We start from the raw sequence: 14,512 nt of genomic DNA on the forward strand, positions 1-14,512 counted from the left end.
CCAGTCGCCGAGGTATGGCGACTGGCCGGCAGCCCCCGCTGCGGTTGTCTACACTCCCAAGCAACACAGGAGAGTAAGCGCTCGGCAGTGTGCCGGCAAAGGAGTGCTCGATGTCTCTTCGACCTCGTTCCGGCCGCCTGGCCGGGTACGCAAGGCAGCGTGGTGCCATTGGCTTGATAGCGGCCGTGACCTTGGGCACGGCCTTGGTGTTCCTGTTGCTGGTGATCGACAGCAGTCGTCTGTACGTGGAAAAGCGCAAATTGCAGTCCATCGCCGACATGGCGGCACTGGAAGCGGTGCAGCGCAAGGGTGATTGCCTGCCCGCCACCAACACTGCGCCCACCTATGCCGGTGCCAGTGCAGTGCGCAACGGTTATGTCATCCCGCCGGGAAGCGCCCTGATAGTGAAATGCGGAGTACTGGCAACCGGGGCCACCAACCAGCGAGTGTTCTCCGCAGACTCGACCAAGACCGATGCCATCCAGGTGATAGCCTCGCGACCGGTAATGACCAGTGTTGCCGGGGGCCTCTGGGCAATGGCCAATGGTGGCGGCTACAACTTGAACACCCAACTGTCTGCCGTCGCCGTGGCGGCGCCGAAGATCCTGCCGCCTCAAGCACAACTGACGATCAAATCAACACTGGTCACCGTGGACTCGACCAAGTCAGCCGCGTTGAACCTGTTGTTCGGCCAACTGTTGGGCGGCTCATTGAACCTGAGCGTCGCCGGCTGGCAAGGCTTGGTAGACACCAATATCAACCTGCTCAGCTACCTTAACCAGTTGGCGTTGAACGTGGGGGTGACGGCGGGTGCCTACGATCAACTGTTGACCAAGAACCTCAAGATCAGCCAACTGCTCGATGCGGCGATTACGGTGCTCAATGCCGGAGGCAGTACGGCCAGCGTGGCGGTCAGTGGCCTCACCAGTATCAACGCGATAATCGGCAATCTTGATGTCACCCTGGGCAGCCTGTTGCAGCTGCAAACGGGGGCGGTGTCGGCGGGGCTGAATACCAGTTTGAATGTGTTCCAGCTGGCCGAAGCTTTTGTGCAATTGGCCAATACCAAGAACGGGGTGGTGGCGACTATCCCGGTAAATATCCCGGGACTGGTGAATGCGGGGGTGCAGGTAAAGGTGATTCAGCCACCGCAGTTGTCAGCGATCGGTGACCCTACCTATGCCAAAGATAAAACCCCGGCGACGCGAATATATGTAAGAACGGCTCAAATGAGCGTCGGCCTGACTCTGGGCTTGCCGGTACTGGACTTGCCCGTGGTGGACGTCGCCTTGAACGGCTTGGTCGGGCCACTTTCAGACGTGTTGAACAACCTGTTGAGCTTGAACTTGGGAGGGACCATCAATTCGGTGCTGTGCCTGCTGGGCGGCTATTGCCAGATGACGAACCTGCAGGTGCTGTCGTCTTCCTCAAATCCGCCAGCGGCCAGAATAGATGTGGTGCTTCAGCTGGGCTCGGCGGAGAGCTACGTCACCGGGTTTACGTGTGTGAGCGACGCGACCAAGACCCTGACCACTCAAACCAACGCCTCGATCGTTACCGTACAAGTTGGCCAGAGTCCGCAGCTGATCAACGCGTTTAACAGCAACACCACGCTCAATCCGATTCCGCCTTTACCAGTGGTGGATATCGGGGCCATTACCTGTTTCAGACCCTTGCTGGGGCTCGGCCCGACGACGTGCGACCCCGCGACCCGCAAGCCTTTTTACGGTGGTGGTATTGGCCTCAGCATCAATAGTTCGGTGGGCGCTGCGACGAGTGCTATGCCTCCCTACACGTACCTCCAACCACCGGAAATCAACCAGCCGCCGCAGTATTACGCGTCATCGACAACCAGTCTTCTCAGCGCGATCAGCAACGCGTTAACGGGGATTCAGTTCCAGGTCTACAAGCCGACGGGGTTCAATCTGCTGGGAGGATTACTGGCGACGACAGGCACGCTGCTCAACGGGCTCAACAGTTCCCTGGGCACGATTATCGGTGGAGTGCTCAGCCCGATCCTCGATCCATTGGTGAACACCTTGCTGTCGAACCTTGGGGTGAACCTGAATGCGGTGGAAGTGGGGGCCAACCTCAGTTGCCGGCCTCACGGGCAAGCGGCGCTGGTGAACTAGGCTTCGACCACCGGCAGCTCCACACAAAACTTCGCCCCGTGCTCACTGTTGGCGACGCTCAACCGGCCGCCCATGTTTTCGACAATGCCATAGCTCACCGACAACCCCAGGCCGGTGCCCACGCCAATGGGCTTGGTGGTGAAGAACGGTTCGAAAATCCGCTCCAGCAGCCGTGGGTCGATCCCGCCGCCGTTGTCCTCCACCCAGATGCGTACATGGCGGCTGTCGTGCTCGATCTGCACCGAGATCCACGGTTGCAAATCGCGGTCGTGCTCGCGCTTGCTCAGCAGGGCATCACGGGCGTTGACCATCAGGTTGATCAGCACCTGCTCCAACTGGTCGACATAGCCTTTGACCTGCACCGCAACGTCCGCCTGCGTCACGCGCAGGTCCACGCCTTTGCCGCGCATGCCTTCACTGAGCAAGGACAGGGTGCCTTCCACCGCCTGCGCCGGGTTGAAGGGTTGCTGTTCGACTTCCGAGCGGCGGCCGAACACGCGCATATGGTCCACTACCCGGGCCGCCCGCTGAACCTGGGCGTCGATGCGCTGGAGTTTTTCCGTCAAGTAGTCGATCTGCGCATCGCCGTTGCTCAAGCGCTTGAGCACGTTGACGATGGCCATGCGCATCACGTTCAGCGGCTGGTTGATCTCGTGGGCCAGGCCGGTGGCCATTTCGCCGAGGGTGGCCATTTTCGCGCTCTGGGTCAGTTGCTGCTGGGAGCGGCGCACTTCGGTGTTGTCCCGGCCCACGGCCTGCACTTCCTGCAACTGGCCCTCTTCGTCGAATACGCCGCGGTCCGACCATACCCACCAGGCGTGTGTACGCCCCGGCAGTTGCAGGCTGATTTCGGCGGTGCTCACGGGGAACTCCGGGGTCAACTGCCGGATGCGCAGCACAAAGGCCTCGCGCTGTTCTTCGGACAGCCACTGGCTGAGGTTCATGCCCGGCAGTTGCTCGGGCAGGCACTCCATGTAATTGGCCAGGGGGGTATTGCCGAAGGTCAGGGTCAGGTCCGGGCGGTAGCGGCAGATCATGGCGGGGGAGTCTTCCACCAGGATCCGGTAGCGCTCCTCGCTCTCCTTGACCCGTTGCGCTGCCAGGGTTGCCTCGGTGACATCCAGCCACAGGCCCACGGCCTCCACGGGCAACCCCAAGTCGTCGCGCAGCAGCCGGGCTTCATCCAGCAGCCAGTGGTAATCGCCCTGCTGATCGCGCACCCGGTAGCGGCAGCTCACGTGGCCTTCGCGCAGCAGTTGGCGGGTACGGTCGAAGTAGAGGTCGCGGTCGTCGGGGTGAATCCATTCGTTCAGCGCCGCCGGGGTGAAGTCGGCCAGGCTGCGGCCCAGCAGCGGCAGCAGGCTGTCACTGAAGAACACCGGTTGCAGCGTGCCCTCGACGTAGCGCTGCACGTAGATCACGGCCGGGGAACTGGCGATCAGGTTATCCAGGCGGGCGTGGGCGGCGGCGGCCTGTTGTTGCTGGTTTTTGATGTCGCTGATGTCGAGCATGAAACCCACCAGCCGACGCTGCTCGCCCGCCCCCAGCGCTTGCCCTTGCACGCGGTACCAGATGGGGTTTTGCGCCGGGTCGCTGCGTTGCAGGCGAACGCTGGTGGAGAGTGGCTTGCCCAGGTGCTTGAGGTCTTGCAGGCGGCTGGCGAGTTCTTCGCGGTCGGCAGGGTGAATCAGGTTGAGCCACATCGGCAGCGACAGCCGTGTGGTGGTCTCACCCTGGCTGAGGGTGTGCAGCAACTGCGGGGCGAGTTCAATGTCCTCACTGTGGGGAGGCAGCTCCCACCAGCCGGTACCGAGCAGTCCCTGCAGCGCGTCGACGCGATCCAACTGCTGCTGATGGCGCTGTTCGCGCAGGCGGCTGAGCAACGGCATGGCGAGGGCGGCGGTCAGTTGCAACCAGTCACGGTCGCTGGTGTGTTCCTGGCGGCTATAGAAACCGCACAGCAGCCATGCGCCTACGCCGTTGCCGTCCCGGTAAGGCACCAGAAAACCATCGGCATTGCCAAACAGGCCTTGCAGGCGCGGGTGGTCGCTGTGGCCACGGTGCACCTCCAGGCTCATCGGCGCCGTACCGCCCAGGCTGTCGAGACTGGAGCCCAAGGCCTGGCCGTTGCTCCAGAGCGCCGGAGCGTCGTGGGCGGTGTAGCAGCCCTGGATGCGCCATTCCTGGCCCTGCTCATCCAGCAAGGCGATGGCGACGCAGGGGATACGCCAGTGCTGGGAAAGGCTCTGGAGTGTGTCGTGCAGTACCTCGGGCAGGCGCGTCAGGCTGCATACCCGCAGTTGCTCGCTGATCTGATCGCTCACGCGCTGCTGGTGTTCGCGCACCTGAGTGAGTTGGCGCTGGGCAATCAGGTCGCCAATGTCCAGCAGTTGCAGCAGCCAACCTTTGCCGTCGGGCTGAACCCAGCCGCGGGTATGCAGGGTTTGCCCGGCAAGCCCCTTGAAGTCCAGGTCCAGGCTTTGTCCTTGCCAGTCGCCGGGCGCGCCTTCGATCGCCAGGCTGCTCATCGGCGTGAGGTAGTCGAGCAGCGGTGTTGGCTGTGGCTGTTGTGCGGCGGGGTGTTCCAGCCGGTGACGCAGCGAGCCACGGACGTCCACCACCCGGCCCTGAGCATCCAGGTAGAACAGCAACGCGGCGGTGCCTGGCATCGCTGTCGGCGCGTCGGTGGCCAGGTGATTGCTGCGTCCGAGCAGGCGGCCGAACAGTTTGTCCCCTGAGGTCAAAACTGCATGCTCGATTGGGCGGAAAGCGTGGGAGGCAGCGCGGGGACGGTACCAAAGCCCGGCAACACCAGGAACGGCAACACACTTTGGAGGCTGGACGTCGGGTAGTTGATGTTCACCGTCAACAGCCCCGCCGGGGTGTAGGTTGCCGTGACGTACGTGGGAAGGAATTTGAACTGGGGAGGGAGCCAAGACAGTTGCGCCTGGGCTGCCGCGATGGCCTGGTTGGGCAGGGCCGTTGGGTAGTTTGCCGTGGCCGGGTCCAGCGCGACGCTACGCCTTACGCCTTCGGCGGCGGCCTGGGTAAAGGACTGCATCAGCAGCAACGGCAGGCTATAGCTGACCAAGCCATAAAATACGGCAAAAAAAATCATGAAGACCATCGCGAACTCCAGCGCGGCGGCACCTTTTTGCTTTCTAGGGAGGCCTTTTTTCATGACTCGTCTACCCTGACTACAACTACCTGATATCAGCATAGAATCATTCAGCAAAAAGGGATTTTTTTTACGTGATTCAAGGCCTCGTCCTACTTGTTTGGCTGGCGCTGTGCGCTGTGCAAGATATCCGTCGACGTGAGATCTCCAACCGCTTGACCCTCGGCGCGGGCCTGCTGGCGCTGGTTTACCTCCTTTGGACTGGCACCACCTGGCTCGGCGCACCCGCTGCCGAGGGCGGCTTGGCGTTTGTCCTGGCCCTGCTGTTCACTGTGCCCGGTTACGCACTGGGCCGTCTTGGCGCCGGTGACGTGAAATTGATCGTGGCATTGGGGCTGGCGACCAACTCCTTCTACGTACTGGGCACGTTTATCGGTGCCGGCCTTGCCAGCGCGGCGTGGCTGCTGCTGGCCCCCAGGCTGTGGCCGCTGATGAATCAAGGGCTTAGGAATACTTTGCAATACCTTGATCCGGCACGCCCGACCAAGCAGCCGTTCGTGCCGTTTTTACTGGTCGGTTTTTGCCTGGCCTGGCTTTGGATCCCATTAGTCGCCACGTAGGCTATCGCTATGTACATAGTAGGAAAGTACGTCTACGTTTATGGGTAGGTTGTATAGGAAAGTGGTCGGAATGGATCGGTCGGTCTTTGGCTTGCCCAGGCATGGAGTAGCGCGTGAACAAGCTTACCTCTGAAGTGAAAGTGCTCGTTGTCGATGATCAGCCCCTGATCGTGGAAGAGCTTTGCGAATTTCTTGAAAGCAGCGGTTACCGCTGCGTCCCTTGCCACTCCAGCCAGCAGGCCATCGAGCGCTTTCGCGACGATGCCGAAATCGGTCTGGTGCTGTGCGATCTGCATATGCCGGAGATGGACGGGATCGAGCTGGTCCAGGCCCTGCAACGCCTGGCCGGCAAGCAGCGGGTGTTTGAGGCCATCATGTTGACGGGGCGTGCAGACAAGCAGGACGTGATCAAGGCCCTGCGTGCCGGGATTGCCGATTACTACCAGAAGCCGATCAACCTCGGCGAGCTGCTCGAAGGGTTGCAGCGCCAAGTCGTGGCGTTGCAAGACCGGCAGAAAAACCTCGACCTGGGGCATCTGAACCAGAAGCTGCAGTTTCTCTCGGCGTCCATCGACGATCTTTATCATGACCTCGACAAGGTGCGCAGCAGCCCGCAATCCAACTTGTCGACAGAAGCCGACGGCGACGTCAGCGACGCTGACCGCGTTGAAATACCGGCGATCTTCAATCAGCTGTCTCCACGCCAGCTGGATGTCGCCAGGCTGGTAGGCAAGGGCCAGACCAACTATCAAATCGCCTGTGAGCTGGGTATCACCGAAAACACGGTGAAACTCTACGTGTCCCAGGTGCTGCGCCTGACCCATATGCACAACCGCACCCAGCTGGCGCTGGCGTTATCGCCGAGTAACTCGGCAGCACGCCAGCGCGTCACTGCCCACTAGTTGCTGCCGCCGCCGGGAGCGGCGCCACCCTGTTTCTGGTCGTAGTACTCGGGAATAGAGTGTTTGTAACTGTCCAGCCAACGCTGCGTGGCCTGGTCGCGCTCAGCGGGCGTGGCCTTTTGCACGTTGGCGGAGGCCCGTTCGCCGCTGACCTGCAACTGCAGCCAGCCCTCGGTCTGTTTTTGTTGTGGCGAAGAAGGCCCGGGTTCAATCGCCAGAGCCGTTATTGGCAGGCCGGCTAACAACAGCGTGGCGAGCAGTGTGAGTTTCATCGTGGGTACTCCCTTCTTGGATCTATTTGACCGGCGCCTGCGCCGCGTTGCTGGCGGCGGCGACCTGATCTTTTGGCGCGGTCGCCATGGATACGGGGGCTTTCAGTTGCTGCGCCCGGGCTTGGGCCTGTGTCACTTGTTCGGGGCTCAGGCCCATGCGGCTGGCCACTTGTGCGGCTTGCTCCCAGTTGTCCTGATAGATCATCAGCGTGACCAGATTGATCGCCGCCAGTTGATCACTTTGCTTGAGCTCCATCGCCGTGAGGAATTCGAAGCGTGCGTCTTCCACGCGCCGTTGATTGAGGTACACGACGCCCAGGTCATTGCGGATTTTCTCGTCGGTGGGCGACATCCTGGCCGCGCGCTGCAAGTGCGCCATGGCTTGGCCGTTGTCACCCCGGGCGGCGGCCAGTTGGCCCAGGCCGTGCTCGCCTTCGGCGGCCAGGCAGGTGCCGAGCAGGCTGCGGTACAACGGTTCGGCTTCGCTGCGCCCCAGCAGGCGGTACACCTTGGCCTGACGCTGGCGTACCTGGGGCAGGTTGTCCGGCAGGTTTTGCAGGTTGGCCAGGCTGGCGTGCAGCTTGCCCTCGTTGGCCATGTCGTCGGCCAGGTTCAACGACAACTCCTGATTGGAATTGGGCTTGGCACAACTGCCCTGAGCGCTGAAACCCGCCCATGGCAGCTGTCCGTTACTGGCACAACCACCGAGTAACAACAGGCTGCAGGCGATCATCACGGTCTTCATTGCATGTCCTCTCAAGGCGTGAAGGCTTTGGCGATGGCGATAAAGCCAGGGCCGGCCAATACGATCAGTAATGCGGGAAACAGGAACAGCATCATCACCACGGACATCTTCGCGGACATCTTGGAAATGTATTCCTGCAAGCGGGTCAGGCGCCGGTCATCCAGCAGTTGCTTGAGCGATTGCAGCGACTTCATCGCACCACCGCCCTGATGCAGAAGCTGCTGAAGGATCAGGCAGGTGTCGGTGAGTTCATCGACGGCCAGTAGCTGGCTGGTCTTGTTCAACTCTTCACCCAACTCCAGCCCGGAATCGACGCGCGCCAGCACCAGGCGCAGTTCGGCGGTCAGCACCGGCAACAGTTTCTGTGCGTCGTAGGCCATGACCCGAAGCGCCTGCTCTACGGCCATGCCGGACTCAAACAGGATGCGCACCAGGGGAATGAAGGTCGACACTTCCCGGGCGATGCGTTCCTGGCGCTTTTTGGCGAGTGCAACCAGGATTCGCTTGGGCAGCAGGTAACCGATGATCAGGCCCAGCAAGGCGATCACAGAACCATGCTCCATGTCGGGAAAAAACAGCTCCAGTGCCAGCGCGGTCAGGCCCAGCAGAAGTATCGGCGACCCGATTTGACAGGCAGCGAACATCGAACGCTGGCTGGCCTTTCTCCAGCCCATGCGATTGAGCAGGGTTTGGGTTTCGTTGTCGAGGCTGACGGTGCGCTGGCCGATTCGAGTACTGCCCAACTGGTGCAACCACTCACTCATCTTGTCGTTGCGGCCTGGCTCGCCTTGCAGCCGTTGGGTGACCAGGCGTTGTTGACGACGACTGCTCAGGATATTGGCCAGCAGTAGCGATAGCGCGGCAAGAAACAATACGGCACTGATCAGTATCGCCATCTCAAATACTCCGCAACATGCGCCACAGCGCCACGCAGCCGGTGATTTGCAAGGCGAATGCACCGAGCATCAGGCGTTGGCCACTGTGGTCATCCCACATGGCCATCAGGTACACCGGGTTAACGATCAGGAAGTAGCCCGCGACACTCACCGGCAGCACCGCGAGTACCAGTGCGGTCACCCGGGTTTCACCTGTCATGGCGCGTAATTGCCGTGCGCCCTGGTCGCGCTCGCGAATCATCTTGATCAGGTTTTCCAACAGCTCACTGGCATTGCCTCCGTAGCGATGGTTGACCTTGAGGCCCAGGGCAAACAGGCGCAGTTCATCCTGTTCATAAAACTCGGCATAGTCTTGAGCCGCGTCGGGCAGGCTGACACCCAGTTGCACATTGCGCTTGATACGGCCCATGGATTTTTTCAGCGGGTCGTCGCTGGCATCGATGCCGCTCAGGATCGCATCCGCCAGGGTACGTCCGGATTTGAGGCTGCGTACGGCGTGGTCGAGCAACTGCGGCAATTGCTCGATCATTCGGCGCAGCCGGCGCCGGTAGCGTACGGCGATGTACAGGCGTAACGCCAAGGGCGGTGCCACCACCATCACGAACAGGCCTATCCACTGGCCCAGGAGCCCTCCCAGCAGGGCGCCAACGGCCCACAGGGTCAGCCACAGGCCCAGGCGTTCGGTCGGCCTGCCAAGGCCTGCACGGATAAAGCTGCGTTCCAGGCTGGTGGCTACCGCGTTGTCTTTCATGGACTGAGGCTGCCCTTCGGCCAGGCGTTCCAACACCCGGTCGGTCTGGGCCTTGCGCAAACCGTTGCGCATCAGGCCCACGCCGAGCACCAGAAGGACCAGGGCAAGCAGGGCGAGCAGCATCGGACCGATCATCGGGTTGCCTCCTACACCGGCAGGTGGCCTTCGTGGCGCAACTTGTCGCCCGCAGGATTGACGGCTTCCCGCAGGAAGCCGAAGCCGGTGCGCTTGTCGTGGCGGAACAGGGTGTTGGTGACGTACACGTCCTCGCGTATGCCCACCACTTCCACCACCTCGCTGACGCAGCGGCGGCCGTCGGGCAGGCGCGTCAGCTGGATCACTACATCCAGCGCCGCACAGATCATTTGCCGCAGGGTTTTTCCGCCACGACCCGGCCGGTCAGGCCTACCAGGGTTTCCAGGCGCAGCAGGGCGTCCTGGGCGTTGTTGGCGTGCACGGTACTCATCGAACCGTCGTGGCCGGTGTTCATGGCGGTCAACACATCGATGACTTCCACGCCCCGAATTTCGCCGAGGATGATCCGGTCGGGCCGCATCCGCAGGGCGTTGCGGATCAAGTCACTGGCTTTCACCTCGCCATGCCCCTCGGCATTGGGCGGGCGGGTTTCCAGGCGCACGACGTGAGGATGGCCCAGTTGCAACTCGGCCACGTCTTCAATGGTGACCAGGCGTTCGCGAGGGTTGATCAGTTGGCTGAGAATGTTCAGCAGTGTGGTTTTACCGGTGCCGGTACCGCCGCTGATCAGGATATTGCAGCGTTTGCCGACGGCGTCCTGGAAGAACTCGAAAATCGCCTGGTCGATGGTTTGCATGGCCACCAGGTCGCTGCTTTTGAGCATGTCCTTGCGAAACTTCCGAATCGACAGGCAGGGCCCGTCGAGGGCAATCGGCGGGATGATCGCATTGACCCGGCTGCCATCGGGCAGGCGCGCATCGACCATTGGCGACGACTCATCCAGCCGCCGTCCCAGGGGCGCGAGGATGCGCTGCATGACCCGCTCCACATGGTGGTCGTCAATGAAGCGCAAATCACTCTGCTGCAGCAGGCCGTCGCGCTCGACGAACACCCGATGCGGGCCGTTGACCAGAATCTCGGTGACGGTCGGATCGCGCAGCAGCACTTCCAGCGGGCCAAAACCGGTCAGCTCATCGACGATCTCTTCGGCCAGGCGTTCCATCTCATAGCGGGAAATCGCCAGGTGCATCCGCGTGATGTATTCGGCGACCTTGTCGATCACAAATTGCGCCAGGGACTGGCGGGTGCCTTCCAGCAGGTTTTTCCCCGACTCTTCGATGGCATCGATGATGTAGCGATGCAGCACCAGTTTCAGGCCGTCGTGATCGGTGTTGCCGACGCTGCCGCGCGGGGAACACCAAACAGCTTCTCGCCGCTCATTTGGTCCTCAGCAGGCGGTTAAGCCAGTTGGTGGAAGGTTTTTCCAGGCCTTCGGAGCGTTTTGCCAGGCGCTCGCCCAAGGCGCGCAACGCTTGCGTCAGGGCTTCCCGAGGCGCCAGGGAGAACAGGGTCTGGGCCTGGTTTTTCGCACTCAGGCGCACCTCCGGGCTCCAGGGCAATACGGCGATCACTTCCAGCCCGAAGCTTTTGCCCAGCGCTTCCGAGTCCGGGGCGGCGCCTTTCAGATAGCGGTCTACCAACAGGCGGGCATGCTCCAGTTTCATGCCTTTTTCGCGCCACAGGTTGAGCACCGCCAGGTTACGGCGGCAGTCCGGCACGCTTTGGTCGGTGCACCACAGCAGCTTGTCGCAATGGCTGACAAAGGTGCGCAGGGCTTCACTGTCGGGCTGCCCGGTCAGGTTCACCACAATGTGCTGGAAGTGCTGGCGCAGGGCGCTGAGCAACATGTACAGCTCGGCCGCACTGGTACGCTCCAGGGGCTCGTCATTGTTGTGGTAGGCGAGGATGCGCAGGCCGGCTTCGGCCGAGGTGAACGCGCTGTTGATCAGCGTTGAGTCCAGGCGCCGCAAGTGGCGCAGGGCATCGCCGAAATGAAATGAGCTTTCCAGCCCCAGCAGCGCCAGGCTGTCCGCGAGCGGCAGGCCGAGGTCGAGCAACAACGTTTGTTGCCCGCTTTTTTGCACCACCAGCGCCAGGTGGCTGGCGATCAGCGCGCCGTCGGCATTGCCCTGGGTGCCGTAGAGCACGGTCAGCCCGCCCAGATGGGCGTTGGGGGTAACCGCCGGCAAGCGTTTACTCAGGCGGCGAACCAGGCCGGCGACTTCACTGGAGCGTGAGCCATAGGCCACGAAATCCCGCGCGCCGGCGCGCATTGCATTCAACACCAGCTGGTTGTCCATGCCATCGCCCAAGGCCACGATGGCAAGCATGGGCTTGGCTTCCAGCGCGCCTTCGATCAGGGCGCACTGGGTGGTCACGTGTTCACGGTCCAGGCCGATAAACACCAGGTTAGCGAATGTCACGTCCACCAGCGCCAACAGTTCGTCGAGGCTGCCGGCGCCGGCGCTGACCACTTGGCCCAGAGGCGCGAGTGCACCCTGGAGCCATTCCAGATCCGTGGTGTTGCGGGTAATTGCCAAAAACGTCTGGCTCAGGCTCTCGCTCATTCGGACAGTCCACTGCGGCGGTCGAAATTGCCGTTTTCGAGGAAATACAGGCGGTACCAGTTAGGGTCGTAATTGCGCAGTTTTTCCCCAGGCAACGAGGGCAGTTGAGCATTGGCGGCCAGCGGCTGAACGAGGTGCGGGGTAACAATCATCAGCAACTCTTTTTCCTGACGGCTGACGCTGGAGTCGCGAAAGAACGCACCCAGGATCGGGATGTCGCCCAGGCCCGGAAACTTGCTGACGCTGGAGGTGTTGTTGGTGCTGATCAGGCCGCTGATCACGAAGCTTTCACCGTCGGCCAGGGAGATGCTGGTGTCGGTGCGACGGATCGTCAGCGCGGGCACCGAGATACCCTGGATGGTGACCGCGTTGCTGTAGTCCAGCTCACTGACCTCAGGCGCGACTTTCAGGGAAATTCGCCCATGGTCGATTACGGTCGGGGTCAGGGTCAGGCGGATGCCGAACTCCTTGTACTCGATGGAAATGGTGTTGCTGCCGCTGCTGGGCACCGGGATCGGTACTTCGCCACCGGCGAGGAAGGTCGCACTTTGCCCGCTGAGCGCCACCAGGCTCGGGCGGGCGAGGGTGTAGGCAAAACCGCTGCTTTCCAGGGCGTTGATCATGGCCGAGACACGCCCGCCGCCAAAGCCGATGTTGAAGGTGTCGTTGTTCACCGGGAGCCCGCGAAATCCCGTGGCCGCTGCGTTGGCGACGTTGTTGGGGGCGCCAAACAGAAAGTTGCCGCCCCGGCCAAAGATCGAGGTACTGGCCTCCTTGAGCTTGGTGCGGCTCACTTCCACAAAGCGAATGTCGGTTTGCACCTGGCTGGGCAGCGTCGGGTCATCGGACGGCGACAGGGCCAGGCTGGTCAGGGCCGAGGTGGCCTTGCCTTGAACAAACACCATGCTCTGGCGCGGGCTGCTGGAACAGGCCGTCCAGACCATCAGGCTGGTGGTGCCAGAGGCGATGCCGGTGAGCAGGAATGCCTGGTTGCCATTGACCTGCACATCGGCCACTTTCGGATCGCCAATGGCCAGCCGCGTAATCGGCACCGGCGATTGAATGGCCTGTTGAGTGCCTTCGCCCACCTGCAGCACCGCCGGAAGCTGGCCCAGGCCAGCGCAGTTGCCTGACGCTGCCAGTGCCGCCCCGACGGGCAGGCTCAGGGTGAAAAGAGCCCCGAATACTCGTGAAAAAAACCAACCGGAACGACTGCTCATTCAAGGCATCCTTAGCGCTTTCAGGGCGTTTGTTGAGTCACCTGGTTGCCGCGTATCACCTCGACCCCCGAGCGTTTTGAAGCACCATTGGCCGTGGCCGGGCCGAAGCTGTTGGCGGGAGCCTGGCTGAAGGACAGTTGGTTGAACTGGTAGAGATCGCGCTTGGCGTTTTCCAGGTTGATCGCGGACTCCGTTTCACCGGCCCAGTATTGGCTCAGCAGTTGTTCGTCGGCACTGCGTACGGCCAGGCGCAGCACGCCGGATTGGGCCGCGAGCATCAGCCGGCTCAGCAGTTCCTCCGGCACGGCGAGGAGTACCGTTCGTGCGCTGGCGCGACTCTGCTGTGCCTTGAGTTTTTCGTCCGGGGTGGTCGGTGGTACAGAGCCGGGCTTGCCATCGTTGGTCAGCCCCAATTGGTCGCCGACGCCCAGCAGGCGCAAGGCGGGCACCACCACTTGTGCCGACTGCTGCGGGTTGCTGGCTTCCTGGCGCAGGAAGAGCAGGACGTCCACATAGTCCCCCGGGGCCAGTTGCCCGCTGGCACCGATCACTTCATCCACGGCGACGGCCAGGGCGCGCTCGTTGGGGCGGATCATCCGCGCCAGGGTGCCGCCGGAGTTGAAGCTCTCCTCGGTCAGCCAGGTACCGGCCGACAGCGGCCGCCAAGGGACCTTGCCCACGGCCTGGTCGAGGCTGGTCAGGCTGCCGGCGGGGACCGTGCGCAATCTTTCCAGGGTCAGGTCGGCGGCAGTGAGGGCAACAAAGGGTGCAACATCGTGGGCCAGGACCACCACGGGTTGGCGTGTCTGGTCTTCGGCGACGGGTTGCACCACTTCAGGTGATGGGGTCACGGGCGGTGCGACAGGGGTAGGGCGGCTGAGTACCAGGCCCCAGTAGCCTGCAATCAGCGCACCCACCAATAGCAGTCCGGCGAGGATCAAGCTAATGCGACTGTTCATGAAGGCTCTCCTTTTCCTGCTGCATCCACTGCTCTTTCCTACTAATACCTGCGTATTCGGATCGCTTCCAACATCTAACTATTTCGCTATTTGAAGGTAGTTCAGCTAGGACAAAATGCCATTACCGGGCAAAAAATATCTCCGGATTCTCTGGAAAAGTTGGATTTTTGGCGCCAGCGGGCCGACTAATACTTTGTGATTAATCAGTTCTTACAGTTGTTGGTATGGGGTTTGTTGACAATGCTCTAGTGGCACACCGGAATCATTTTGTGATGCCGCGGTACCAGCGCCATG

Annotated in this window: 12 protein-coding genes and 1 pseudogene; 3 read left to right on the forward strand and 10 right to left on the reverse strand. The window is 61.8% G+C overall.

Annotation, left to right across the window (positions count from 1 at the left end):
- The first annotated feature begins 110 nt into the window (after window positions 1–110).
- Window positions 111–2,132 carry a pilus assembly protein TadG-related protein gene (locus JFV30_RS32210; protein ID WP_242487126.1) on the forward strand — a complete coding sequence of 674 codons (2,022 nt, stop codon included), beginning with the start codon at window positions 111–113 and terminating at the stop codon, window positions 2,130–2,132.
- Here the strand turns inward: JFV30_RS32210 and JFV30_RS32215 are convergent.
- A complete protein-coding gene (locus JFV30_RS32215) occupies window positions 2,129–4,876 on the reverse strand; it encodes a PAS domain-containing sensor histidine kinase (RefSeq protein ID WP_201126061.1) in 2,748 nt (915 codons plus the stop codon). The two genes, JFV30_RS32210 and JFV30_RS32215, sit on opposite strands and share 4 nt — an antisense overlap.
- Window positions 4,873–5,313 carry a TadE/TadG family type IV pilus assembly protein gene (locus tag JFV30_RS32220; RefSeq protein ID WP_029616044.1) on the reverse strand — a complete coding sequence of 147 codons (441 nt, stop codon included), beginning with the start codon at window positions 5,311–5,313 and terminating at the stop codon, window positions 4,873–4,875. Before JFV30_RS32220 ends, JFV30_RS32215 begins: the two co-directional genes overlap by 4 nt.
- 71 nt (window positions 5,314–5,384) lie before the next feature.
- Between JFV30_RS32220 and JFV30_RS32225 the strand changes: the two genes are divergently transcribed.
- Both JFV30_RS32225 and JFV30_RS32230 read left to right on the forward strand, forming a co-directional pair.
- On the forward strand, window positions 5,385–5,870 hold the full coding sequence (locus tag JFV30_RS32225) for a prepilin peptidase (protein ID WP_201126062.1): 486 nt from the start codon (window positions 5,385–5,387) through the stop codon (window positions 5,868–5,870).
- A 113-nt stretch (window positions 5,871–5,983) separates the two neighbouring features.
- A complete protein-coding gene (locus JFV30_RS32230) occupies window positions 5,984–6,772 on the forward strand; it encodes a response regulator (protein ID WP_201126063.1) in 789 nt (262 codons plus the stop codon).
- Here JFV30_RS32230 and JFV30_RS32235 read toward each other — a convergent pair.
- The 8 genes and pseudogenes from JFV30_RS32235 to cpaB all read right to left on the reverse strand — a co-directional run bounded on the left by JFV30_RS32235 (window position 6,769) and on the right by cpaB (window position 14,218).
- Window positions 6,769–7,044, reverse strand: coding sequence for a DUF3613 domain-containing protein (locus JFV30_RS32235; protein WP_201126064.1), 276 nt, complete (start codon window positions 7,042–7,044; stop codon window positions 6,769–6,771). The two genes, JFV30_RS32230 and JFV30_RS32235, sit on opposite strands and share 4 nt — an antisense overlap.
- A 22-nt stretch (window positions 7,045–7,066) precedes the next feature.
- Window positions 7,067–7,789, reverse strand: coding sequence for a tetratricopeptide repeat protein (locus JFV30_RS32240; RefSeq protein ID WP_201126065.1), 723 nt, complete (start codon window positions 7,787–7,789; stop codon window positions 7,067–7,069).
- 11 nt (window positions 7,790–7,800) lie between these two features.
- On the reverse strand, window positions 7,801–8,685 hold the full coding sequence (locus JFV30_RS32245) for a type II secretion system F family protein (protein ID WP_201126066.1): 885 nt from the start codon (window positions 8,683–8,685) through the stop codon (window positions 7,801–7,803).
- 1 nt (window position 8,686) lies between these two features.
- Entirely contained in the window at window positions 8,687–9,571 is an 885-nt protein-coding gene (locus tag JFV30_RS32250; RefSeq protein WP_201126067.1) for a type II secretion system F family protein, read from the reverse strand.
- Between the two features lie 11 nt (window positions 9,572–9,582).
- Window positions 9,583–10,852: pseudogene (locus JFV30_RS32255) on the reverse strand (CpaF family protein).
- Window positions 10,849–12,039 carry a pilus assembly protein gene (locus tag JFV30_RS32260; protein WP_169386458.1) on the reverse strand — a complete coding sequence of 397 codons (1,191 nt, stop codon included), beginning with the start codon at window positions 12,037–12,039 and terminating at the stop codon, window positions 10,849–10,851. Before JFV30_RS32260 ends, JFV30_RS32255 begins: the two are co-directional and overlap by 4 nt.
- Entirely contained in the window at window positions 12,036–13,259 is a 1,224-nt protein-coding gene (locus JFV30_RS32265) for a type II and III secretion system protein family protein (RefSeq protein WP_201126068.1), read from the reverse strand. Before JFV30_RS32265 ends, JFV30_RS32260 begins: the two co-directional genes overlap by 4 nt.
- 20 nt (window positions 13,260–13,279) lie before the next feature.
- Window positions 13,280–14,218 (reverse strand): Flp pilus assembly protein CpaB, encoded by a 939-nt coding sequence (gene cpaB, locus JFV30_RS32270; RefSeq protein ID WP_201126069.1) that lies wholly within the window; start codon window positions 14,216–14,218, stop codon window positions 13,280–13,282.
- Window positions 14,219–14,512 lie beyond the last annotated feature (294 nt).

It is taken from the genome of Pseudomonas sp. TH32, from assembly GCF_016650855.1.
Taxonomy (GTDB): Bacteria; Pseudomonadota; Gammaproteobacteria; order Pseudomonadales; family Pseudomonadaceae; genus Aquipseudomonas.